The organism is Flavobacterium tegetincola DSM 22377 (assembly GCF_000425485.1).
Classification (GTDB): domain Bacteria; phylum Bacteroidota; class Bacteroidia; order Flavobacteriales; family Flavobacteriaceae; genus Flavobacterium; species Flavobacterium tegetincola.
In genome coordinates this window covers 137,984-162,332 of the sequence record NZ_KE384389.1, presented here as the reverse complement: position 1 = coordinate 162,332, position 24,349 = coordinate 137,984, and the positions used below count along the sequence as shown (strand labels likewise).

23 protein-coding genes are annotated in these 24,349 nt (G+C 35.9%); 4 read left to right on the top strand and 19 right to left on the bottom strand.

What is annotated here, in order from left to right:
- Nucleotides 1–2,108: 2,108 nt before the first annotated feature.
- The 9 genes from H602_RS0117610 to H602_RS0117570 all read right to left on the bottom strand — a co-directional run bounded on the left by H602_RS0117610 (nucleotide 2,109) and on the right by H602_RS0117570 (nucleotide 10,009).
- Nucleotides 2,109–2,492 carry an HU family DNA-binding protein gene (locus H602_RS0117610; protein ID WP_026979206.1) on the bottom strand — a complete coding sequence of 128 codons (384 nt, stop codon included), beginning with the start codon at nucleotides 2,490–2,492 and terminating at the stop codon, nucleotides 2,109–2,111.
- A gap of 433 nt (nucleotides 2,493–2,925) precedes the next feature.
- On the bottom strand, nucleotides 2,926–3,078 hold the full coding sequence (locus H602_RS20035; protein ID WP_157505162.1) for a type ISP restriction/modification enzyme: 153 nt from the start codon (nucleotides 3,076–3,078) through the stop codon (nucleotides 2,926–2,928).
- Between the two features lie 37 nt (nucleotides 3,079–3,115).
- Entirely contained in the window at nucleotides 3,116–3,880 is a 765-nt protein-coding gene (gene trpA, locus H602_RS0117600) for a tryptophan synthase subunit alpha (protein ID WP_026979205.1), read from the bottom strand.
- A 206-nt stretch (nucleotides 3,881–4,086) separates the two neighbouring features.
- Nucleotides 4,087–5,268, bottom strand: a complete 1,182-nt coding sequence (gene trpB / locus H602_RS0117595) for a tryptophan synthase subunit beta (protein WP_026979204.1) — start codon at nucleotides 5,266–5,268, stop codon at nucleotides 4,087–4,089.
- 91 nt (nucleotides 5,269–5,359) lie between these two features.
- A complete protein-coding gene (locus tag H602_RS0117590) occupies nucleotides 5,360–6,034 on the bottom strand; it encodes a phosphoribosylanthranilate isomerase (RefSeq protein ID WP_026979203.1) in 675 nt (224 codons plus the stop codon).
- A gap of 2 nt (nucleotides 6,035–6,036) precedes the next feature.
- A complete protein-coding gene (gene trpC, locus H602_RS0117585) occupies nucleotides 6,037–6,825 on the bottom strand; it encodes an indole-3-glycerol phosphate synthase TrpC (RefSeq protein ID WP_026979202.1) in 789 nt (262 codons plus the stop codon).
- Nucleotides 6,826–6,839: 14 nt separating this feature from the next.
- Entirely contained in the window at nucleotides 6,840–7,832 is a 993-nt protein-coding gene (gene trpD / locus H602_RS0117580; RefSeq protein WP_026979201.1) for an anthranilate phosphoribosyltransferase, read from the bottom strand.
- A gap of 103 nt (nucleotides 7,833–7,935) precedes the next feature.
- Complete coding sequence (locus H602_RS0117575; protein ID WP_026979200.1) at nucleotides 7,936–8,502, bottom strand: anthranilate synthase component II; 567 nt, start codon at nucleotides 8,500–8,502, stop codon at nucleotides 7,936–7,938.
- A 106-nt stretch (nucleotides 8,503–8,608) separates the two neighbouring features.
- Entirely contained in the window at nucleotides 8,609–10,009 is a 1,401-nt protein-coding gene (locus H602_RS0117570; protein WP_026979199.1) for an anthranilate synthase component I family protein, read from the bottom strand.
- Between the two features lie 382 nt (nucleotides 10,010–10,391).
- Here H602_RS0117570 and H602_RS0117565 point away from each other — a divergent pair, with 382 nt between their 5' ends.
- A complete protein-coding gene (locus H602_RS0117565) occupies nucleotides 10,392–12,254 on the top strand; it encodes a PLP-dependent aminotransferase family protein (RefSeq protein ID WP_026979198.1) in 1,863 nt (620 codons plus the stop codon).
- An 88-nt stretch (nucleotides 12,255–12,342) separates the two neighbouring features.
- Here H602_RS0117565 and H602_RS0117560 read toward each other — a convergent pair whose 3' ends face one another.
- Nucleotides 12,343–13,596 (bottom strand): ABC transporter permease, encoded by a 1,254-nt coding sequence (locus H602_RS0117560; protein WP_026979197.1) that lies wholly within the window; start codon nucleotides 13,594–13,596, stop codon nucleotides 12,343–12,345.
- 112 nt (nucleotides 13,597–13,708) lie between these two features.
- Here H602_RS0117560 and H602_RS0117555 point away from each other — a divergent pair, with 112 nt between their 5' ends.
- Nucleotides 13,709–14,995 carry an exo-beta-N-acetylmuramidase NamZ family protein gene (locus tag H602_RS0117555; protein WP_035759976.1) on the top strand — a complete coding sequence of 429 codons (1,287 nt, stop codon included), beginning with the start codon at nucleotides 13,709–13,711 and terminating at the stop codon, nucleotides 14,993–14,995.
- Between the two features lie 184 nt (nucleotides 14,996–15,179).
- Nucleotides 15,180–15,404: a hypothetical protein gene (locus H602_RS0117550; RefSeq protein WP_026979195.1), complete on the top strand. Its 225-nt coding sequence runs from the start codon at nucleotides 15,180–15,182 to the stop codon at nucleotides 15,402–15,404.
- 145 nt (nucleotides 15,405–15,549) lie between these two features.
- Here H602_RS0117550 and H602_RS0117545 read toward each other — a convergent pair whose 3' ends face one another.
- On the bottom strand, nucleotides 15,550–16,044 hold the full coding sequence (locus H602_RS0117545) for a YkgJ family cysteine cluster protein (protein ID WP_026979194.1): 495 nt from the start codon (nucleotides 16,042–16,044) through the stop codon (nucleotides 15,550–15,552).
- Between the two features lie 62 nt (nucleotides 16,045–16,106).
- Between H602_RS0117545 and H602_RS0117540 the strand changes: the two genes are divergently transcribed.
- Nucleotides 16,107–16,817, top strand: a complete 711-nt coding sequence (locus H602_RS0117540; RefSeq protein ID WP_026979193.1) for a class I SAM-dependent methyltransferase — start codon at nucleotides 16,107–16,109, stop codon at nucleotides 16,815–16,817.
- On the opposite strand, the gene H602_RS0117535 is transcribed toward H602_RS0117540, so the two are convergent.
- The 8 genes from H602_RS0117535 to H602_RS0117495 all read right to left on the bottom strand — a co-directional run bounded on the left by H602_RS0117535 (nucleotide 16,818) and on the right by H602_RS0117495 (nucleotide 24,337).
- The gene (locus H602_RS0117535) at nucleotides 16,818–17,975 is read right to left on the bottom strand and encodes an aminotransferase class V-fold PLP-dependent enzyme (protein ID WP_051224641.1); all 1,158 of its coding nucleotides are present in this window, start codon (nucleotides 17,973–17,975) and stop codon (nucleotides 16,818–16,820) included. It abuts the gene before it with no gap.
- A gap of 59 nt (nucleotides 17,976–18,034) precedes the next feature.
- Nucleotides 18,035–18,439, bottom strand: coding sequence for a DUF2059 domain-containing protein (locus H602_RS0117530; RefSeq protein WP_026979191.1), 405 nt, complete (start codon nucleotides 18,437–18,439; stop codon nucleotides 18,035–18,037).
- Between the two features lie 39 nt (nucleotides 18,440–18,478).
- Entirely contained in the window at nucleotides 18,479–19,111 is a 633-nt protein-coding gene (locus H602_RS0117525) for a 7-carboxy-7-deazaguanine synthase QueE (RefSeq protein ID WP_026979190.1), read from the bottom strand.
- 329 nt (nucleotides 19,112–19,440) lie between these two features.
- On the bottom strand, nucleotides 19,441–21,144 hold the full coding sequence (locus H602_RS0117520) for a tetratricopeptide repeat protein (RefSeq protein WP_026979189.1): 1,704 nt from the start codon (nucleotides 21,142–21,144) through the stop codon (nucleotides 19,441–19,443).
- A gap of 5 nt (nucleotides 21,145–21,149) precedes the next feature.
- Complete coding sequence (locus H602_RS0117515; protein WP_026979188.1) at nucleotides 21,150–22,091, bottom strand: substrate-binding domain-containing protein; 942 nt, start codon at nucleotides 22,089–22,091, stop codon at nucleotides 21,150–21,152.
- A gap of 235 nt (nucleotides 22,092–22,326) precedes the next feature.
- Nucleotides 22,327–23,121 carry an energy transducer TonB gene (locus tag H602_RS0117505; RefSeq protein WP_026979186.1) on the bottom strand — a complete coding sequence of 265 codons (795 nt, stop codon included), beginning with the start codon at nucleotides 23,119–23,121 and terminating at the stop codon, nucleotides 22,327–22,329.
- Nucleotides 23,122–23,153: 32 nt separating this feature from the next.
- The gene (locus H602_RS0117500; protein WP_026979185.1) at nucleotides 23,154–23,708 is read right to left on the bottom strand and encodes an ExbD/TolR family protein; all 555 of its coding nucleotides are present in this window, start codon (nucleotides 23,706–23,708) and stop codon (nucleotides 23,154–23,156) included.
- A 17-nt stretch (nucleotides 23,709–23,725) separates the two neighbouring features.
- Complete coding sequence (locus H602_RS0117495; RefSeq protein ID WP_026979184.1) at nucleotides 23,726–24,337, bottom strand: ExbD/TolR family protein; 612 nt, start codon at nucleotides 24,335–24,337, stop codon at nucleotides 23,726–23,728.
- Between the last annotated feature and the right edge of the window lie 12 nt (nucleotides 24,338–24,349).

Sequence of the window (24,349 nt, the reverse complement as noted above, 5' to 3'; positions counted from 1 at the left end):
TTTACCTTACTCTTTTTTTCTTTGTCTTATCTTGCGATAAGACGGCTGTCAATTCAATATGTCTATGAACGTGTCATTCTTGTTTCTCGTCTCGTGTCTCACTTTTAGTGTTTCTCGAAGCGGGTGCAAAAGTACATCCTTTGTTTTAATCTGGCAAGCTTTTTTTGAAGTTTTTTTAAAAACTTTCGTTCCTAATTTCTCTTCTCATAACCTACTCAATCTCTCAATGAACTTATTCTCTTGCGGGGTGCAAAGATAACTTCTTTTTTAACTCTGACAAGCTTTTTTGAAAATATTTTTTAAGCTTATTTTCTCCAAACCTTAATCCTCATTATTCTTATGAACTTAGCCTCTTAGCGGGTGCAAAACTAATACTTATTTTCTTATCCCGCAAATTTATTTTAGATTATTTCTAACCCTCTTCGCTTTGATAAAAACCAGTATTTCATATGAACTTCGCCGTTGTTGCGGGTGCAAAAGTAACACTTCTTTTCACTTAAACAAGCAGCTTTGTAAAGTAATTGTAAAGTATTTTTTAAGTCGCTTTATTTGTGTGGGTTGCAAATTAAGTTTCTTTCTTTACCTTATCGTTGCAGATGTATTTTGAAGTATTTGTCCGATTTAGGGATGCTCCTATATATAGGTATATCTTTTGTTCTTGTCTACTTTATTCTCTACGCACTAATTTTTAACTTTCACTGCATAGCCTGGGACATTTTCGCGAAAGAACTTAGTTTGGTTACAATTCAATTTTACATAGTTGCAAATGCTTGTTTCTTTTGAAGTATGCCCTATTTAAACTCCTATTAGTAAATACTTATATGCACCTACCACACAGCAACCGCTTAAGTGCTTCATTATCAATCTACAAATGTTGCATAACCATCTAAGAACTAAAGACTTTTTAGGACGGGTTGCAAGATGGAAAGATGGAAAGATTGGAAGATCTGTGAATGTGAATGTATTACGCGTATACTCTATGTGGTCCTTTATGTCTGTATCAATAATTGATCGCATGATTTTACTCCTATATATACTACACATTTTAAAGACACTAATTTTTTAGCCACTCCTCATATTCTACCTTACTTTGTTATAGAAACTTGTCACGCAGTTGCGAAGTACATTAATCTCATACTATAGTATATGAATGATAAGTCCACTTCTCCAGTTTTCTTTGATGCAGGCGCACACAGGGAAGCATTGGACTTTCAATGTAATCTATTGCTAATTTCCACATTTGTTCTGTGCCTACACTGACCGTTTGGAAATCGGGTGTCACTCAAAATGTAAAACAAACTTTCAATAATGTTGTTGTTGTTTTTTTCTGCGGAAAAACAACCTCCCTAATGGTTTATTCACGAACTTAAAAACCATCATATTCAACAAGAAGTATTTAAAAACCAAATAAACGCATCTGCTCCATTAAAAAGCAATTATAGCAACAAACCTTTATTAAAATTCCACGAGATAAAACAACGGACCTGTAAGAAAACAGCACTGATCTTTATTGAGTAGGATTATAGGATCTAGTAGGTCCCTGCCTTACCACTAAAAAAAGAATTTAATTATCAACAAACATTCCTCCCGCCCCTGCAATAAAGTCGACACAAATTGCAATTATCAACAATTCTCAAACGGTTCAATTGATAAACTTAACCAAAAATCCATCAAAAAAATTGGGATAACGAAGCCTAATCCTTTATATTTACACCTGATTTGATGCGAATAGCAGGAACTGTTCGAGACTTTCAAATTGCTAAATTTGCTCAAAAAGACGGGTTACTAGCCGCTATTTTTGAGCTTTTTTTATGGATGAAAGTCAAATAAACGACTGAAAATGGGATGATTTCTTCTACTAAAAGGCTACAATAGTACTTTTTGCAGTGCTTTTATTCCTTTGAAAGTAGCTTCATAATTACCATTGAAAATCTTCCTGACGGCATTTTCACTTCGTCAGGACGAGCAAAAGGATTGGTCAGGACGAAGCAAAAGTTGCGTCGGGACGAACTGGAGGTGTTTTTGCCGCTATAAAGCATAAAAAAAAGCCCCGAGTGCAGGAACACTCGAGACTTTCAAACCACTAAATTTACTTTAGCGACGGGTTACTAGCCGACTTTCTGGTAGGATAAATTGCCTAAAAGCAATCGCAATTTCTTACCTGGACGGAACAGAATCCGACTCTTGACAATGTCATTTGCCGTTACTTCTGCGGCAGTATCTTTTCCAGAAGCGCTTACACTGATCTGAAAATTGCCCAAACTGCCTAACTTTACAATCCGACCTTGACCCAACTCCTTAATGATGTTCTGCTCCAAAGACCGCAATACGGCATAACAATCCGTGTCGGTTAGGGTACTTTGGTACGCAATCATTTCGGCTAGCGCTTCCATGTCGGTTTCGCCATTGCTTATTGCAGCGGCATAGAATTTTTCAGGGGCCACCATGTCCTGCGGGTTTTTTCTTGGTAGCACTTTATACTTTACACTCATGCTCTTAAAGAATTAGAGGTTCAATAATTTGGTAAGTATACTCTTTACAAGTTCCTTACTTCCACGACAAAGATTGTGATTTATTACGGTAATAAAAAGCCAAACATATTCACAATTAATATTATTTATAAACATCGTAGCGAAATCAAGGGTTAAGCAGCATTACTATTTTAAAGTATTTATTTACAGTATTTTACAAGTATTAACGCTAAAACTACGACTTAAAATATAATAATTTGTTTAAATATAAAATAGTTAAATGTACAATTATTTAACACTTTAACATTTAAAAACTAATTCTTCGTAACTTTAGGGAATTGCTGGGATTAAGGCACATTTAGCATCAGAATAAGTGCATTGGATCAAGATTGTTCCCAGCATTGGTTTTTTCCGCGAAAACGATGGATTATCCCCATTGAAACAATAAACCATTCTATAATAGTTCAATGATTCTTGCGGTTTCTGATAATGCGACAATCATTTTTTGGTAATGCAAAATATCGTCGTAATTCAATTCTCGGCCTTTGCGGTCTTTGAGCCATTTTTGTGCCGGTTGGTAGCCGGCTGTATCAAAGCTCCAAGCCATTTTGGAGCTTTATTTGAAGCATTTGCAGTACTAATTGCTACTGTCGAATGCTCTTTACAAATTGATCAATTTCATTTATACCATTATCAGAAAGATGTTTGATAAAGGCACTTCCGATGATACCCCCTTTAGCAAATGTACTTGCGGTATTAAAAGTAACTTTATCATGGATACCGAAACCAATTAATTGCGGACTTTTTAAATTCAAGTTTTGGATGCGTTTAAAATAGTCTTCTTGTTTACTGCCAAATCCAGTGCTATTTCCAGTGACACTTGCCGAACTCACGGTATAAATAAATCCATCAGAAACGGAATCAATTAATTGAATGCGTTCATCGGAGGTTTGAGGTGTAATCAATAAGACATTGATCAGTCCGTATTTTTCAAAAAGTGACTTATATTCTGCAACGTAAACCTCTAGTGGCAAATCTGGAATGATCAAACCATCAATGCCCACTTCGGCACATTTTTGGCAAAAAGCTTCCACGCCATATTGGATGATAGGATTGAAGTAGCCCATTATGATCAGCGGAATCTGTACGTTTTTTCGAATAGCTTCTAATTGTATAAAAAGCACTTGTGTTGACATTCCGTTTTTCAACGCTTCAGTTGCACTATTTTGGATGGTTGGTCCGTCAGCCAAAGGATCGCTGAACGGCAATCCAATTTCAATTAGGTCTACGCCACTTCTCTCTAATTGTTCTATGATTCCTGCAGTATCATTCAAGCTTGGATAACCTGCTGAAAAATAGATGGACAGTATGTTTTCTTTTTCTTGTAATTTTTTATTGATTCTATTCATTGGTTGTTTATTTGAGTACTAACTTTTAAGTACATTTAATTGCTGATTTAATGTAAATGAGTTTCTAAAACAAGTTCCGAATGACGGAAATAAGGCTTGTCGTGCTGTCCAGATGCTTGTCATGCTGAATTTATTTCAGCATCTACATTCAGTGTCAATAAGATCCTGAAACAAGTTCAGGATGACAAACAACATTGATTCGTTTGTTACAATTTAAAATAGTCGATATACGTTTGCAAATCTTTATCACCTCGACCTGATAAATTTACTACTACTACATCTTCTGGCTTTAGATCCATCACGTCCAATGCTGCAAATGCATGCGAAGTTTCGATAGCTGGAATAATGCCTTCCATTTTAGATAAAGCCAATCCTGCATTCATGGCATCATCATCCGTAATTGAAATAAATTGAGCTCTTTTTGTTGCAAACAAATTTGCATGCATCGGTCCCACTCCAGGATAATCCAATCCTGCTGAGATGGAATACGGCTCTGTAATTTGACCATCGTCCGTTTGCATCAATAACGTTTTGCTTCCGTGAATGATTCCGATTTTGCCTAAAGCAGAAGTTGCCGCACTTTCACCAGAATGCACGCCCTTTCCAGCGGCTTCAACTGCAATAATTTTCACTTCCGAATCGTCAAGAAAATGATAATATGCTCCCGCAGCATTACTTCCTCCACCCACACAAGCTACTACATAATCAGGATTTTCACGGCCTTCTTTCTCCAATAATTGACTCTTGATTTCCGTGGAAATTACACTCTGAAAACGCGCCACCATATCAGGATAAGGATGCGGACCTACTACTGAACCGATGATATAATAAGTGTCTTCCGGATTATTAATCCAATCCCGAATGGCTTCGTTAGTGGCATCCTTCAAGGTTCTTGAACCAGAAAGAGCGGGTCTCACTTCTGCACCAAGCATTTTCATTCGTGCCACATTGGGTGCTTGGCGTTTAATATCCACTTCTCCCATAAAAACAATGCACTCCAAGCCCATTAAAGCACAAACCGTTGCCGTAGCCACACCGTGCTGACCCGCTCCCGTTTCTGCAATAATTCGGGTCTTGCCCAAACGTTTGGCTAACAAAATTTGTCCAATTGTATTGTTGATTTTATGCGCACCGGTGTGGCACAAATCTTCTCGTTTTAAATAAATCTTTGCATTGTACCTTTCCGACAGGTTTTTGGCAAAATACAAAGGCGTTGGACGGCCCACATATTCCTTTAACAGAGCGTCAAATTCTGCCTGAAAATCCGGTTCGGCTGTAATCTTTAAATAGTTTTGACGCAATTCTTCTACATTTGGATACAGCATTTCGGGAATGTATGCGCCACCAAATTCGCCGTAGTATCCTTTTTCATTAACGTGATAAGTCATGGTAATTTGTTTTAATTTTCTTCTTCTTAGTTTTTTCTCGCAAAGTCGCTAAGAAGCAAAGCTTTATATTGTATTTATATTGTAAAAATAATTAGTGTTCATTTTTAAATGCGAAGTTTTCTATCAGTTCTTCGCATTGTTTTTTGTTTTTCATTCCAGCCGAAATTTCAAGTTTGCTGTTGCAATCTATTGCATGCAAAGGCAAATTCATTTTTCGCAATTGCTGAACGGCTGCTGTATCATCCACTCCTATTCCACCGCTCAAAAAGAACGGCTTTTGTGAAGTGTACTTTTCTAAAATTTTCCAGTCAAATTGTGTTCCGTTTCCTCCTGGAAATTTTCCTTTGGTATCCAATAAAAAGTAATCACTCACTTTTTCAAACGGTTCCAAAATTTTAAAGTCAAAAGCTGCTCCAACTGAAAACACTTTAATGACTTTTACATCAGAACTCAACTGCTGCTTTAAACGTTCACAAAACTCAACCGATTCTTTTCCGTGCAATTGAACAGCTTGCAATTGATGTAAATTGACTAGTTTCACAATCACCTCAACCGTTTCGTCCACAAAGACACCCACTTTTTGAATTGCATCTGGCAAAGCTGGAATGACTCCTTCAAAATACCGTGGCGATTTTTTTGCAAAAATAAAGCCCAAGTATTCTGGATTTAAAGCTGCTATGTCCAAAATATTTTCCGTTTCTTTCATTCCGCAAATCTTTACCGCAAGGTTTTTGGGAATTTGTACTTGTTGACTTTTACTTGACATTGTTATCGGTTTTGCAATTGGTTGATAAAATCACGCGCTGCAACTCCAGCATTATCTGTTTTCATGAAATTTTCTCCAACCAAAAATCCTTTGAAACCATAATTTTCTAAATCAATAATATCTGCTGTAGAAGTAATTCCACTTTCGGATATTTTTACAAAGTCGGATGGAATAAGTGCTGAAAGTTGTTTACTGTTTTCTAAACTCACTTCAAAAGTTGCCAAATTCCGATTGTTTACACCAATCATATCTAATGTGGGCATCAATGATTTTTCCAATTCCTGTTGATTATGAATTTCAAGCAGCACTTCTAATCCTACACTTTTGGCACATTTTGAAAATTGTTCAATTTCAGATCGGGTCAAAACCGAAGCAATAAGTAAAATCAAATCGGCACCACTGGCTTTGGCTTCTACAATTTGGTATTCGTCAATGATGAATTCTTTTCGCAACAACGGAATAGTTGTGCAAGCGCGTGCTAAAATCAAATCTTCCAAAGAGCCACCAAAATATTTAGTATCCGTAAGTACTGAAATTCCTGCAACTCCCGCGGCATCATATCCTTTTACGACTTCTTCAACTGAAAAATCATTGTTGATGATGGATTTAGATGGAGATCGGCGTTTGTGTTCGGCAATAATTCCGCGTGTTCCGTTTCTTAAATTGGTACTTAAAGATGCTACTTGCCTATCAAAAAATACGGATGCTTCCAATTGTGACACTGGAATTACCGACTTTTTAAGCGCTACTTCTTTTCGTTTATCTGCTATAATTTTATCTAAAATGGTCATAATACCGGTTTATTTTATCGACTTAATTCTTGTAACGTATGCAATGCTTTTTTCGCATTTCCCGAAAGGAGGCTTTCCTTTGCTTTTTCAAAACCTTCTAGTCCCGTGCAATTGGTAACCGTAGAAATGGCCATTGCTGCATTGGCACACACTACATTATTCTGCGCTTGAGTTCCTTTTCCTTCAATGATGTTCAGAAATAATTGTGCGGAATCTTCAACCGTTTCTCCTCCTTCAATTTCTTTGCTCGAAATAACCGAAAGTCCAAAATCGGATGGATTGAACATTCCTTCTTTGTGATTTTTGATGATTTTAGTCGGACCTGTTAAAGCAATTTCGTCATATCCATCTAAAGAATGTAGAATACTAAAATTGGTATCCGTGTTTTGGTACAGATACGCATACATACGAGCGAGTTCCAAATTAAAAACACCCACCAGTTGATTTTGTGGAAACGACGGATTGACCATTGGTCCCAACATATTGAAAAATGTTTTTACGGCAAGATCTTTTCTGATTTTTCCTACGTTTTTCATCGCAGGGTGAAAAAGTGGTGCATGCAAAATCGCAATTCCCGCTTGATCCATGCATTTATTGAGGTAATCCGCATCGGTTGTGAATTTGATTCCCAAGTTTTCCATCACATTACTAGAACCCGAAATGGATGAGACGCCGTAATTTCCATGTTTAGCCACTTTTACTCCGGCACCAGCGGTGACGAAGGACGCCAAAGTAGATATATTGAACGTGTTTTTCCCATCGCCACCTGTTCCACATAAATCAATGGTATTGTGTGAAGAAAGGTCCACCCGAATACACATTTCCAATAAGGCTTCTCTAAATCCTTGCAGTTCATCAATCGTAATGCTTCGCATCATGAACACTGTTAAAAAAGAGGCGATCTGACTTTCGTTATAGCTTCCGTGTGAAATGTGTATCAGGACTTCACGTGCTTCTTCTTTGGTAAGCATTTCGTGATTTATAAGTCGGTTTAGGATTGTTTTCATTCGTGTTTTTCTGTATATTATTTTTTTGCCACAGATTAAAAAGATAAGAAAGATTAATCTGTGAAAATCATGTAATCTGTGGTGTAATTTGGTTTTTCTTATTCTAACTGTTTAACCAATTTGCCAATATCTGTTTTCCATTCGGTGTTAAAATGCTTTCCGGGTGAAACTGAACCGCACGAACATCAAAATTTTTATGTCTCAAAGCCATAATTTGGTCTTGCTCATCCACAGCGGTAATTTCTAAATCGGCAGGAAGCGGCGATTGAACTACCCAAGAATGATATCTTCCAACTTCAAATTCATTTGGCAAACCTTGAAATAAAACTTCATCATCCACTGTGATTTTAATTTTAGTTGCCACGCCGTGAAACACTTCATCTAGATTAATGAGTTGACCTCCAAAAACTTCTCCAATGGCTTGCTGGCCCAAACAAACTCCTAAAATGCTTTTGGAACTGGCATATTTACGGATGACTTCTTTTAACAAACCTGCTTCGTCAGGAATTCCAGGTCCTGGAGAAAGTATGATTTTCTCAAAATCCTCTAATTCTTCTAAATCAAATTCGTCGTTTCGCAATACAGTTACTTCGGCATCCATAGCTTCCAAGTAATGTACTAAATTATAGGTAAAACTGTCGTAATTATCAATGACTACTATCTTTTTCATACGTAGATATTATTTTTTTATCAATAGAATATGGAAATGGCATATCGCAATCCGTCTTTGCAACCCAATCTAGATGATGCCCCTTTCCTATTTGAATTTTCTCTAATTATATATTTTCTGCAACGTCAAGTGCTTTATTTAACGCACGTAATTTATTATACACTTCTTGCATTTCTGCTTCCTCATCTGAATGTGCCACAATTCCCGCACCAGCTTGCGAATGCAGTTCGTGATTTTTGCTTAAAAAAGTCCGGATCATAATGGCATGATTAAAATTACCCTCAAAATCCATAAAACCAATTGCTCCACCGTAAAAATTTCGGTTTGTCTTCTCGTAGTCTTCAATGAGTTGCATCGCCCTGTGTTTTGGCGCGCCACTTAACGTTCCTGCTGGAAAAGTATCAGCTACCACTTGCATGGTGGTTGCTTTATCGTGCAGACGAGCGGTTACCTTGGAAACCAGGTGAATCACGTGTGAGAAAAACTGTACTTCTCGGTATTTTTCAATTTCCACTTGACTTCCATTTCTGCTCAAATCATTTCGGGCTAAATCGACCAGCATGATGTGTTCGCTGTTTTCCTTTTCATCTTTAGCTAATTTTTTTGCCAAAATCGCATCTTGTTCGTCATCACCTGTTCGTTTGAACGTTCCCGCAATGGGATGAATTTCTGCTTTCCTGTCTTTTACAATAAGTTGTGCTTCGGGCGAAGACCCAAAAATTTTAAAATCTCCATAGTCAAAGAAGAACAAGTAGGGCGAAGGATTAATGCTTCGCAAAGCTCTATACACATTAAATTCGTCACCTTTAAACGGTTGTGTAAAACGTCTTGACAACACCAATTGAAACACATCGCCTCTTTGGCAATGCTTTTTTGCCAAAGCAACATTTTCTTTAAAATCTTCATCTGTTAGGTTTGAAAATCCTTCTCCTTCTTTTTTAAATTTATACGTAGCAATATTGCGCGACTGCAAAAGTTGTTCAATTTCTGCCGTGTTATCTGTTCCATCTACGCTGTGGCAAAAAATATAAGCCTCATTTTTAAAGTGATTGATGGCAATGATGTTTTGATAAACGTGGTATTGCACTTCAGGTATTGATGTGCTTTCGTCTTTTTTAGCAATATGCACTTTCTCAAAATAACGGACAGCATCGTAAGAAATGTAGCCAAATAATCCGTTGGTAATGAATTTAAAATCATTATTATCGGTCTTGAATTGCGATGAGAACTGCTGAATTAATTGGGCAACATTTACCTTTTTATCAATTAGCACTACTTCACTCGTTCCGTCTGGGTAGGAAGTAGTGCACTTTTCGTTTTCGATTTTTAGTGAAGCAATGGGATTACAACAGATGTAAGAGAAACTATTGTCGTTCCCCCGGTAATCGCTACTTTCCAGTAAAATGCTGTTCGGGAATTTATCTCGGATCTTTAAATAAATACTCACTGGCGTTATTGTATCAGCGAGAATCAGCTTGTATTTTGTATTTAGAATAAAATTTTTCACAACGGATATTTTTGATTTTAAATTAATTAGGGAAACAAAAAAAAGGCTTGTCGTTCTGACAAGCCTTTCTGTATATTGAGTTTCAAATAATACTATAGGAGCTTACTTCACGACGTTTGACGTAAATTTTCCCCACCACCAAGTATTGTTTAAAAAAATGTTCATGATCTTTATTTGATGCAAATATAGGAATGTAATTTTAGATGGTGCTTTTTTTTAATATAAAATTATAATTTGTTCCTTAAAGGGTGGGAGATGGAAAGTATGAGATGGAAAGATGGGAGAATTGATTTACAACATCAAGATTTTCACAAAAGAAGAGGCTGCGTTTTTTAAATAAATCTAATTAGCGTAAATTTGAACTCTTATTTAAAATACAATTATGAGCAACGCTACAGTGTTACACTATATAGAAGAAGTACTAAAAAACAGTCCATCAGGTTGGTTGGAAACAACCACGCACCGACTGGATATTTATAATGAAGAATTGGCTAAAACGCAATTTCTTACGCAGTTTGAAGAATTATTCAATAAGAATAAAGCTACAAATGCTGCTTTAGAAAATTTGCCTACGGCTTATGATTACATCAGGCTTGGTCATCCATTGTCTTGTGTTTTGGAATGGACTATTGGTACATTACATCAGTTGAATTCTGAAAGTGTTATTAGTTTTTCTTCGCAAAGCGTTCCTGTTTTGGCAGTATTGCGCAAAAATTTATTAGACAATAAGAAGACGAAAATAATATATACGACTGCGTTGCCAAAATCATTTGATGCCGAAATTGTTAAGAATATTTACGGCTACAATTTTGAATTGGAACAATTGAATGCTGGAGCATCAATCCCTGAATTTGATGGAAGTATCGTTTATATTTCCGAAGATAAAGATTTCTCTCACATTATAGATTTAAAGGGAATCGACTTTCTTGTGAGTTTGCACGGCACTTTAGGAAGTGTTCTAATTGTGAACGGGAAGAAAAATGAATCTTACATTTCAGACATCCAGCATGTGCGAAGAAGAGAAACCGTTGCTATGACACCTTCTGATTGTTTGCTTGCTTTACAAAATTTAGTTTCACAAACGACTATTGAGCCTACAAATTCAAATGTTGAAAACGATAAAAAATCCGTTTTGAATTCTATTATGGAAATTACGGGAAGTCCTTCTAAAGCGCTTGTAGCTTCAAGTGGTTTGTCCATCCAATATGCTATAATGATGGGATTGATACACGATGCTTCTGAAAATCACGGAGGGAAAAGAATTAAGATTATCGTTCCGCCCAATTGTTATGGAGGAACTAATGACCAAGCGAGACGTGTAGCTGCCTGTCTGGAAAATGTGGACATCGTAGATTTATTGGTGGATGGTGATAACGATATGGTTCAAAGTATTGAAAATGTTCTCGTTCAAATTGCCAAAGAAGATGCTGTACCGTATATCATTGCCGAAATTCCAACGAATCCAAGAGTTGAAGTACCCAACCTTATGGACTTGCAAGCGGTTTTGACGAAAGTCAGAAAAACACCCGAAGAAAATACAGCGATAAATCCTGTATTTATCTTGGATCAGACGTTTTGTCCAAACGTTCACTTTTTAGGCGAAGGTGAAATTCTTTCAAAAGTACGGACCATTTCTTTTGCAAGTGGCTCTAAATTTCCAAGTGGCGGTCAATGTACTGCGGGATATTGCGTAGGAAATCTTGAAACAAATGCTTTAATGGAAAAAATTGAATTGCATCTGGCACTTTGCGACAATGAGGCAACTGCACTGCAATATGCTATTTTAGCAAAACAATTGCCATCAATGAACCAGCGGATTATTGATGCTTACAAAAACACACGCGAATTTGTAAACTACATTCACGAAGTTTTGCCTGACGCTAAAATTAATTTTGTTTCCGAGGAATTGGCCGAACAAGGGTTTACTCCTTCAGTTTTTTCATTAGATCTTCCAACTAAAGGAAATACAGATGCAGAAAAGGAAGCTCACAAAAGAGAATTAAACTTAAAATTAATTCACATGATGATTACCGAGATTCCTAACGAAAGTAAATTTTGCGTGAGTTACGGCCAACTAAAAGGATGTTATTGGACTATCCCTGCCACTTCCACACAAGGAACGACCAAGGAAGGCGACAAGGATTATATAGTTCGTGCTTCGCTATCCGGAAATATGGACTTGAAAAAACACAAAGACGTATTTTTGAAATTTGTGGAGGAGAATGTTGTGGGTTCTAGTTTGTAGGTTATGAGCAACGGATTGAATTTGTAGTGACGTTGATAGAAGGACATTGTATGAAATACTTCGTAATTGACATTGCTAATACATTTCTCTAGTTGTACCGTATCGCTTTTATCGGAGAAATTTTAGTGATGATGTACGATGGAATCAAGAGGATTAAAAAGCAGATTACAACGGTAAGTAGATTAATTAAAATAATATTTTCTATACCTATATATACAGGTGCTTGATTGACATAATAATTTTCGGGGTTGAGTTTTACAATCCCGAAATGTTTTTGAAGCAGCAAAATCCCTATTCCAATTGCATTTCCCCAAAAAAGTCCTTTCCCAATAAGGTAAAGCGCGTTGTACAAGAATATTTTTCGGATGCTCCAGTTGTTTCCTCCCAATGCTTTTAAAATTCCAATCATTTGTGTGCGTTCCAGAATGAGCACTAATAAAGCAACCACCATATTGATTGTAGCAACAAAAATCATTACGATAAGGATAATTTGAATATTGATGTCAAACATTTTTAGCCATTCAAAAATGAAGTAGTATTTCTCTACAATCGTTTTAGAATCAAATGGTTTGGCTTGATTTTGCTTGTTAAACGTACTTCTATATATTTTTGCCCCAAGAGTTTCAATTTGGTCAAAATCATTTACAAAAATTTCAAACGCTCCTACTTCATCCTTTTCCCACTTGTTCATTCGCTGAATGTGTCGGATGTCTCCAATAATATAATTGGCATCAAATTCTTGAAAACCAGAATCAAAAATACCTACGATTTCAAAATTTCTTCGGTTGGGGTATTTATTAACTTCATTTTTCAAAAAGAACGTAACAAACTTATCTCCTAATTTAAGATGAAGTCGGTTTGCAAGAAATTTAGAAATAATGATTTCGTCATTCAAATTTGAATCGACATTGGGTAATTTACCTTCAAGAATATATCCGTTAATACTTTTCCAATCGTAATCTTTTCCAACACCTTTGAGTACAGTCCCTTCAAAAGTGTTTTGTGTTCTAATAATTCCAGTTTTCGTAGCAATGGCCTGAATGTGCGTTACTTCAGGAACCGCAGTAAATTTTGGATAGAAATCTTGATGTATAGAAATGGGCGACAACGTTTCTTCAGACTGATTGCTATCGTAATTAGAAACAATAACATGACCGTTGAATGCCGAAATCTTATTGCGAATCTCTTTCTTTAAACCGATTCCTGTGGCAACAGAAACCAGCATCATAATAATTCCAATGGCAATTGCCGAGACTGCAATTTTTATAATTGGTCCAGAAATACTACTTTTATGGTTTTTAGCCGTAATGAGTCTTTTTGCGATAAAATATTCTAAATTCAAACGTTTTAATTTTCATCAAAAATACTTCATTCGCATTAATAACGCTCTATCTTATCCTTATAATTATATTGTTTTGCTTATGAATGCTGTTTTTTCACATTTACAAATTGCCATGAAAAATAGATTTTCCCTCTTTCGTCCTTTGCACATCATTACACTTTTACTGCTTTTAGGCTCTTGCAAAACGGTGACTGCCACAAAGTTTTCAAAACCCAATCGTGTTGCTGTGAAGCCAAAAGTGAAGGCAATCAAATTTATGACAGGTGCTGATAATTTACACGATCATTTTGAATTGTTCCAAGATAAAAGAGTTGGAATTGTAACCAATCAGACCGGTTTAGTGACTTATGAGTCTTTTGTTAAAACTGGAAATGATGGTGCATTAAACAGCCAAAAATTGCAAGTACGCACCGTTCATTTAGTGGATTATATTACAGAGAAAACACCCCTAAATTTAGTAAAAATCTTTGCACCCGAGCATGGTTTTCGAGGTACTGCAGATGCTGGAGAATTGGTAGACGACAGTAAAGATGCTAAAACAGGATTGCCAATTCTCTCTTTATATGGAAATAATAAAAAGCCATCGCCTGAACAATTGAAAGGAATTGATGTGTTGATTTTTGATTTGCAAGATGTAGGTGCCCGTTTCTATACGTATATTTCGCACCTTCATTATGTAATGGAAGCGTGTGCTGAAAATAACATTGCTTTGGTACTGCTGGACCGACCCAATCCAAACGGTGGAATTGTGGACGGACCCACTTTAAATCCCGAATTTTCCAGTTTTGTAGGCATGCATCCGATTCCGGTTTTACACGGAATGACCATCGGCGAATATGCTTTGATGATAAATGGCCAAGGTTGGTTGAAAGATGCAGTGCAATGCAACTTGAGTATTATTCCTTGCGAAAGTTACCGCAGAACGATGCCGTATGATTTACCCATAAACCCATCGCCGAATTTACCTAACGCACAATCTATTAATTTATATGCGAGTTTGTGCTTATTTGAAGGTACAAATATCAGTATGGGACGTGGTACTTCTACCCAATTCCAGATTTACGGTTCGCCGAACTTACCTAAAACTGACTTTAGTTTTACTCCGCAACCCAATTTAGGAGCGAAAAATCCTTTGTACAATGGGCTGATTTGTTACGGCGAAGATTTAACACAAGTTGAAAAAGTGGATCGATTGGAATTAAAATGGTTATTGAAAGCGTATAATGAGTCGAGGGACCAAAGTAAGTTTTTTAATTCATTTTTTACGAAACTCGCTGGAGGATTGGTATTGCAAAATCAAATTGAAGCAGGTTTTTCAGAAGAAACCATTCGTGCGAGTTGGCAAGAAGATTTGGATGCGTTTAAAAAAATGCGATCCGACTATTTATTATATCCTTAAAGTCTGAAAAACAATAGGAACTGATTCATAGAAATTAACATCAAAAGGCAATCTACCTCAAACAATACGTTTTGAACTACTTAATATTTACAGTAAGATGTGAATTTTATAATTTTAGTGGGAAATTTATTAAAGCGAATTTATTACTTTAGAGAAAAATTTCAAAACCAATAAACCTCAAACCATGAAATACTCAGAAGTGATTTTTAGCTTGATGGATGAACTCCGAAAGCTTGTTGAATTTATGAACCAATACATCCAAAAAGGAATCGAATTATTTGATCAAGCACGTCTTTGGATTGCAAAAGCGATTGAATACATCGAAGGCCGCATCAATGAATTTATTTATAACGTTAGAAGTAAAAATGTAGATTTCTTAGAATTTTCTGAAGAAGATTTGTTTGTTTAAAAGTATAAAACCCTGAATAGTCAGGGTTTTTTTTGTTCTATAGAATTAATATAATAAGTCATCGCATCGTATCTAACGAATGATATTAAAATTAAGTAATGTTTTTGAAATATAATTTTTAAATCCAGTACAGTGTGTGGAAGAATTATAATTGCATTCTCTTTTTCATTTCCTCTACTATATTAAAAGCAGCGGGACAAATTTCCACATTTTTCAACGTCAAATTACTGATTTGTTGAAACTTCTTTCGGTCTGTATGCGGAAACTCTCTACACGCTTTCGGTCGAACATCGTAAATCATACAGTAGTTTTCTGCATCTAGAAATGTACAAGGCACAGTTTTCAAGACATAATCCTTATCTTCATCAATACGCAAATGTTGATCAATAAATTGTTGAGGCTTTTGACGAAAATGTTTGGAAACACGCTCAATATCTGCTGAAGTAAAAAGTGGTCCCGTAGTTTTACAACAATTAGCACACTTAAGACAATCGGTTTTTTTAAATTCAGCTTCGTGCAAATCTTGCATGACATAATCTAAATTTTTAGGCGCTTTCTTTTTGAGCTTATCGAAATACTTTTTGTTTTCGTTATGCTTATCTTTGGCTAATTTTCCGAGTTCGTTTAAAGGTGGTTTCAATTCTATATTTTTGAAATGCAAAGCTAAGCAACTTCCGAACATAACCCTTAAAGTATCTGTAAATGTTAGATTTATTTGGCAAAGCTATTCTCGATTATCAAACTCAAAATGCTCCAGAGTCTTTGATTACCGCTACATCAATATCTGAGGAAGATGAAATGGACGTCGAATACCTCTTTAGATCGTATGATTTGATGCCCAAACTTGAACAAAAGGCGTTGCAATTGGCGTACGGAAAAGTATTAGATGTGGGAAGTGGTGCTGGAAGTCACGCTCTATCGCTACAAAATGACAGAAATTTAGCTGTAACCGCGATAGATATTTCTGAAAATGCGATTAAAACGTGCCAGTTGCGAGGTATTCAAAACGCTATTGCTATTGATATTTTGCAATTTAATACTACAGAGAAATTTGACACCATCTTACTATTGATGAATGGCACTGGGATTTTTGAAACCTTGTCTAAGACGGCTGTTTATCTTGACAAATTGAAAACGCTTTTGAATGCAGATGGACAAATTTTGATTGATAGTTCCGATTTAATTTACATGTTTGATGAAGACGAGGACGGTGGCGCTTGGATTCCAGGAAATACGTATTATGGAGAACTTACGTTTACCGTGCAATATAAAGGCGAAACAGAACGTCCTTTTCCTTGGTTGTACTTGGATTACAATACACTTCAAAATGCAGCATTCGCAAATGGTTTTAATTGTGAACTCATTAGCGAAGGCGAACATTATGATTATTTAGCACGCTTGACACTTGCTTAATTATATTTGAATCAAGTTGGTTGTTTGAAGTATATTTTCTAAAGCTTGAAATAAAATATCCAAATCTGCTTGAGAATTGTAGGCATTTATAGAATATCTTAAGTATACATTTTCGTTCAAGACCATTATGGGAACTTGAATTTTATACTTATCATATAATAAATCTTTTAATGCTTGCGGATTTTTAGTCTGCACCGGAACACTTGCCATTTGACCAAAGAATTCATTAGTTAGTGGCGCTATTTCTTGCGATCCTAACAACTTGCAAAAACGAGGATAATTTTCTAAAACTAATGCTTTCGCAAGTGCTGATTGTTCTTTCCAATGGTTCTTTTGTAGAAAATCAATAACAGCTGGCGTGCATAGAAACGCCGAATTGTCATTTGTTCCTTGGTACTCGTGGTAATCCAGAAACTGACTTTCGCCAGGCATCAAGCTTTCATACCCCCAACTGACTATTAATGGTTCAAGTTGGTGCTGCAATTCGTTCCGAACATATAAGAACGAAGCACCTTTTGGAGCCAACATCCATTTATGCAATGTTCCTGTGTAATAATCAGGATTCATTTCGGTGATATCTAAATCAATGTGGCCTGGAACGTGTGCTCCATCTATAATTGTTGTAATTCCCAATGCTCGCGCTTTATCACATATTTCTTTTACGGGAAAAATAAGCGCAGTTGCACTTGATATATGATTTAAGAATATTATTTTAGTATTTGCAGTCAACCCTTTCCAAAATTCCTCTAAAATTTTTTCTTTGGAAGTTATAGGTAATGAAATAGGTTGCCGAATGTACTTTACTCCCGACATTTTACAATAAAAATGCCAAGTTCGATCCATTGCACCGTATTCCTGATTGGTGGATAAAATTTCATCACCTACCTTTAAGTTCAGACTTCGCATTACCGTATTGATCGCAACCGTTGGATTAGCGGTAAAGAAAAAGTCCTTTGCCTCACAATGTATAAAAGAGGACAAAGCATCTTTAGCTTTCGCTAAGTGCTGACCAAACTTCTTTTGAACAAAATAAACCGGATCTCGCTCCATTTCCAACTGAAAACTTTGGTAGTTTTCTAAAATCGCTCTAGGCGTTGCTCCAAAAGAACCGTGATTAAGATGGGTATATTCAGGATTGAGTAAAAATTGCTCTCTCATTATTTAATATTTATAAAAAAACCCAAACGTATAGTTTGGGTTTCTAGATTTAATTTTTTCTACTCTTCTAAATATTTCATCATGATTCCTTGCAATTCAGCTCCCCATTCTTGACCAGCAACTTGCGATTTTGCAGTAATGGCACCTGTTGAACTTGCAATCTTCTTCCCTACTGGCGAATCGTAAAATTTAATCATCTGTTTCACGTCTTCGTGCGTATACGTTTCCATGTAAATTTTTGCAATTTCATCGTACAAAGAAGGTAATGTTGCATCAAATTCTTTTCCAAAATCTGCTCTTTTAGCTAACGGAATGTTTTCCATTATTTGCTGTTTTGCCATCTGCATGGGTGCCGCAGCTCCAGACTGTTGAATAACTTTAAGAACGTCTGCTTTAAAAGCATCTTGTGCCATTACAAAATGAGCTACAAAAAAGAATGCCGCTGTAATTATTAATTTTTTCATAGAGTTCACGTATTAGTTGAACTCAAATTTAAAACTAATTTATGGAATATTCAAAAATTTATGCGTCTGTAATGAAACGCGCCATTTTGGATTATTCATTACATAATCCACAATCAAAGGCGTCATTTCGTCTTTCTTGCTCCATTCTGGCTGTAAAAATAAAATGGCATTTCCATTTACCTTAGCCGCTTGCTCTTCGGCAAATATAAAATCATGTTTATTAAATATGATTACTTTTAATTCATGTGCTTCAGCATAAACAGTTTCGGTAGGTAATTTATTTTTCTTTGGAGACAAACAGATCCAATCCCATTTGCCCGAAAGTTCGTAAGCTCCAGAAGTTTCTATGTGGACTTTTCTATTCTTTTCTTTCAATTTTTGCGTAAGCAAAGTCATGTCCCAAGTTAATGGCTCACCACCTGTTACCACCACCGTTTCAGAATATTTAGATGCATTGTCAACGATCGTATCAACATTTGTTGGTGGATGCAATTCTGCATTCCAACTTTCTTTAACATCGCACCAATGGCAACCTACGTCACAACCACCAATTCTAATAAAATAAGCTGCGGTGCCGGTATGATAGCCTTCACCTTGAATGGTGTAAAATTCTTCCATCAATGGTAACATCGCTCCTTTTTCAACGGCAACCTGTATCTCTTTTGCTAACATTTTGTTTTTAATAAGGGGGCAAAGGTAGGGAATGGTAATGGTAATACCAATTTCAATGGCAATTTCAAGGACAACTTTAAGGACCGTGTATTCATTAGATTTGTTCATGTTCAAAATGATACTCAAAAGGGCATTGCAATTAAACTTACAAAGAGCACTACAGCAATCCAGTCATTCATAACGCTAGTTCAACTTACAATAGTTGAAGTTGATTGTGATAGTGAATTATATTTTTGAAAGCATACATAAACTTTAGATAAAATCTAAAGCACACAAAAAAACCGATATCATTACTGATATCGGTTTCAATACATTGTGAAAACTGCTTATTAAAGTGCTTTCAATCGTGCTTGTGCCACTTCATTTGTAGGCTCAATAACTAAAGCTTTTTGGAATGCATCCTTCGCTTTCACCTTGTCAGAGGTTGCGTAAAAGGTTCCAATGTTTGTATAAGCTTCTACAAATTTAGATTTATTTGCAGGTTTGTTTACCTCTTCAATCCCTTTTTCAGTTACCACTTTGATAAACTCTTCGTAGTTCGCAACCATCTTAGCTTGTGCTTCTGCATTAGTTTCTAACAAACTATTTACACGTGCTTTGTAAATGTAAGCGTCTTGCGTTGTAGGAGAAACTGCAATTACATTGTCAAATGCTTTAGATGCTTTTTCAACAACGATTGGATTGATTTTCTCTCCTTGTGGTAAATTTACGTTACCAAAGTACAATGCATAACCCAAGTAGAAATTATCATACAAGAAGTTTTGTGAATTTGGATTAGACGTTGCAACTTCATAGATTGCAGCAGCATTGTTGTATAATTTAATGTCAAAGAATTTCTTACCAATATCATTTAACTCATTGGCCATTGCTGGATCCATCTGAACACCTTTCAACATGTCAGCTACACCACTATCAAACGAAACTGCTTCAATTGCGTAAGTGTCATTCCCTTCTGCATCTTTAGTAGTTGTTAAAGATTTTCTAGTTTTTGCCATACCTAAATAAAGGTAGTCACGACCTATTGATTTCACATTAGGAGTAGCAAGGAAGTCGTTCAATGCTTTAATTGCATCATCATCTTTTCCGTTTTCGTAAGCAGAATAACCTAAATAACGTAAAATACGAGGATTTACTTTATCCAACTTTTTCATTTCATTTGCTTCTGCTTCCAAAGCTGCATAGTCTTTAGTTAAAATCAAGAAATCAGCATGACGCATTCTTGAATCCAAAGAGTAGTCCGTCATTGTCATGTACTTCTCATAATATTCAATCGCTTGCTTGTTATAAGCTGCATAATTTTCTTTATCATTCAAAGACCAAACATAATACGTTTCAGCTAATTCTCTGTAAGCTGGACCATAATTAGGATTGATGGTTAAAATATTTTCAAATGCACTTTTTGCCTCTTGAAATGCTTTTGAACCTTTAGTAATTACACCCAACTGCAGTTTTGCTCTCAAAACCGATTTGTCAGCGTCGTACGCATTTCTATAGGCAGAATAGGCTTCGTTAACGTTACCATCTCCGTAATATGCATCTCCTAATGATAATAGCACTTGAGCATCAGTAGACTGAATTGCTTTCGCTTTATTTAAGAAAAGTAAAGCAGATTTATAATTTGGAGTCTCTGCGTTCAAGTAAGCACGACCGATATAAAGAAACTCTTCAAAGTCCTTACGTCTCATGTCAGCTTGCGCTTTATTAAAATTCTCATTTGCTTTAGCAGCATTATTATTGTCTAAAGCAATTTGGCCTAAACCAATATTATTGAAGTTTGCATTCTTTTTAGCAAGAAGTCCTTTTTGGAAATAAAGCTGAGCAGAATCTTGTACTTTTTGAGTCAAGTATAAATTCCCTAGGATAAAGAAATTTTTTCCTTGATCCGAATCTGAAACAGTCAGACCTTTTAAAATTAATTTCGCATCTTGAAATTTTTCAGCGTCAATGGCCGTTTGGGCTTGACCCAAATCTTGAGCAAAAGATTGTGCTCCAACTGCTAAAAATGCAACGCTAAATACTTTTAATTTGTTCATAGTTCTTATTTTTTGTTTAAATCTTTTCTTGTTATAATATTTCGTTCTGGAATGGTTATCGGTAGTAAATCTGATTTTAAAACAATTCGTTGGCCAATATCTCCTACTAGGAACGAAGCAAAACCCGTACCTAAACCAGCGAATCCTTGATAATTTAACACATAGATGCTCCTTTTTAAAGGATACAAACCCTTACCTAGACTGGCTTGGTTGGGAAAATGATACACTTTATTATTAGTTGCCGTTTTAACATCTTTAACTGCCAATACATTAATGTCAGCAACTAATTTTTCCCATTCTGGGTAAGGTTCTGTAATTGCATCTAAGCCTACAACCCCAATTGCATCAGGATTTGCCACTATAAAATCAAAAACTTCTTTCGTCGATTTTAAAGAATATACATTCTCCTTCGTTCCATTTTTTACCTTTGCCCAGCGATTCATGTACGTGACAACACTAGAATTTGGATCCTCAAAAACTAGACTTTTTACGGTGGAAGATTTTTGCTGAAGCAAATTATACACTTCGTCTAAATCTAATAATGTATCATTACTAGCTTTACTACGAATAAAAACCACTGCATCTGATGCAAAATGCGAAACTCGAGGAATTACTTTTTTATTGTGAAAGTAGTTCTCTTCTTCTTGCGTTAACCTGCGGGTCAATACAGCCATAGTTGTTTTCCCAGCCAACAAATCATTTACGATTTCCGACTCGGATTTTGCAGTGAGGTTGATTTTTGCTTTATATTGATTTTCAAAAACATCTACTTGTCCTTGTACCATCGACTGTATGGTCTTATCTACATAAACATCAATTTCACCAGTTAAAATAGTTTGTTCATTCTGGTCCGCATCCATTTTATCTTTGCACGCAAAGACAAAAATAAAGGTTACAATCAGCATGGCAATTATTTTAAGATACGAAGGAACTAGTTGCTTTCTCATTCTTTATAATTTTGAATTAGACGTACGAATCGAAAAAAAGAATATACAATGAGTAATACTCCAAATGCAATCCTATACGTTGTGGTTAACTGAAGAGGAAAGTCTTTCCAAAATATGATGAATATGCCAAGTGCAAAATAAATCAGGAAAAACACTATTCCTAAAACGAGCAAAAATCGCACTTTAGGCGATTTCTGAACTCTCTTATTTGTATTATTATCGTCTGTCATGAAGATTATCCTCCTACAATGTTAATTGGTAATGAAAATAAAACACGCACTGGACGACCATTCTGAATACCTGGTTTCCACCTTGGTGATTTTTTGATCACACGAATCGCTTCTGCTCCTGTACCGTAACCTATGTCACGTTGTACTTTGATATCAGTTAATGATCCGTCTTTTTCAACAACGAAAGAAACGTAAACTTTACCTCTTACATCCTCTTCAGGAGCTTGATAATTTTTACCTACGAATTCATAAAATTTTTGAATACCACCTGGAAAATCAGGCTTCACTTCTACCGCTTGGTATACTGTGTTGTCTTCAACAATTTTTACATCCTTTTCACCTTCACCCGCTGGAATATCAATAACGATTTTTCCATCATCACGACCTTTAATGTCTTTTGCACCTACATTTTTGTCTTTCAGTTCCTCAATAGTTCTGATTTCTTCAACTACTTTCTCTTTTTCAACCACTTTCGGCTTAACAAATTTAACTTCGTCAACTTTAGGTGCAGGAGGTGGTGGTGGTGGTGGTGGTAACAATGGTTTCACCTCTTCAACTGGAGGAGGCAATGTTACTTTAGCCATATCCACCATAGTCACTTGCTCTTGCTCATCGTCGTCACTTGAACTCCAGTTAATCAGCGGTATAGCTAATAAACCTGCGAACACAGCGCTACCAATTAGCAAAGCTAAAAGTGTCATTTTAGGATTTTCTTTCCTTAAAACATAGGCTCCATAGTCTTTATTACGACCTTCAAACACCATGTCAATCCATTTCTGTTTGTATATATCTAGTTTCATACTATATTTTTTTTAAAATTTAAAGACTAAAACTACTCTCCAAACAATTGATTATCTTCTTTTGTAATATCCACGATCGCATATACTTTTACTTTCGCTATGGCCATTTCATCTAAGACGTCAACTAAATTCATATAAGTGGATTCTTCACTTGCTTTGATCAAAACAATTAAAGGTTCACCATTTGGTTTAGCTGTAGTTCTTGTAGCCATTGGTACAGACTGAATTTTCTCCAAGATTAACTTTCGAAGACTTTCTTTTTCGTAAGTAATTACTTTAGGCCCTTCTTTTGGACTAGCCAATTGACCCATGTAATACTGTAATTTATTGTCTGGACCTAAAATAAGGTTTAATGTACGCTCTTCAGAGATTAGAATATCTTCCTCCGGCTTGTCTTTATCACCTTTATCTGGCATTGCCAAATCCATCGACTGTGGTTTTGATAACGAAGTCGTCAACATAAAGAACGTAATCAAAAGGAATGCTAAATCCACCATCGCTGTTAAATCGACACTAGAATTTTGCTTCTTGCTTCTAACTTTTCCGCCCTTTGCTTGTTTACCTCCGCCAGTATCTAATTGAGCCATTTTTTATCTTGTTTTAACTATTCTCCTCTCAAACCAGTAACCAAATTAAATTTGTTTACTTTTTGATCTTGAAGAATATCAATTATTTTCTTAATTTCTGGATACTGTTCTTTTGCATCACCTTTGATCGCAAAATTCAGCTGCTGCTCATTCACTTCCGCATTTGCGTTACGTGCTGCTTTTACCCATGATGTCAATTGATTATCCGTTGAATCATGAGGAATTCCATTTTGTACACCCTCTTTATTTCGATCAGCAGAAGATAATTTTATCAATCCATTTAATTGGTTTACCGGAACTCCGAATTCTTCCATTAAACTGAATCGTTTTTTCTCTTCGTCACTAAAAGTAAGATTATACTCTTCGCTTATCAATTCCAACGTTTTAATTCTTACATCAGCTGCTTTCACACCAAAGAATACTTTACCACTTCCTGCAATTGTAATGATCGCAAGGTCTGTATCCGGCAATTTCACTTGCACTGTAGATGCAGGCGTTTCAACTGGAACAATTTCCGGTTGCTTTGCGGTTGCAGTTAAGATAAAAAACGTCAACAAAAGAAAGGCAACATCACACATCGCAGTCATATCAACCGCGGTAGCTTTTTTGGACATTTTAACTTTCGCCATATTATTTTTTTA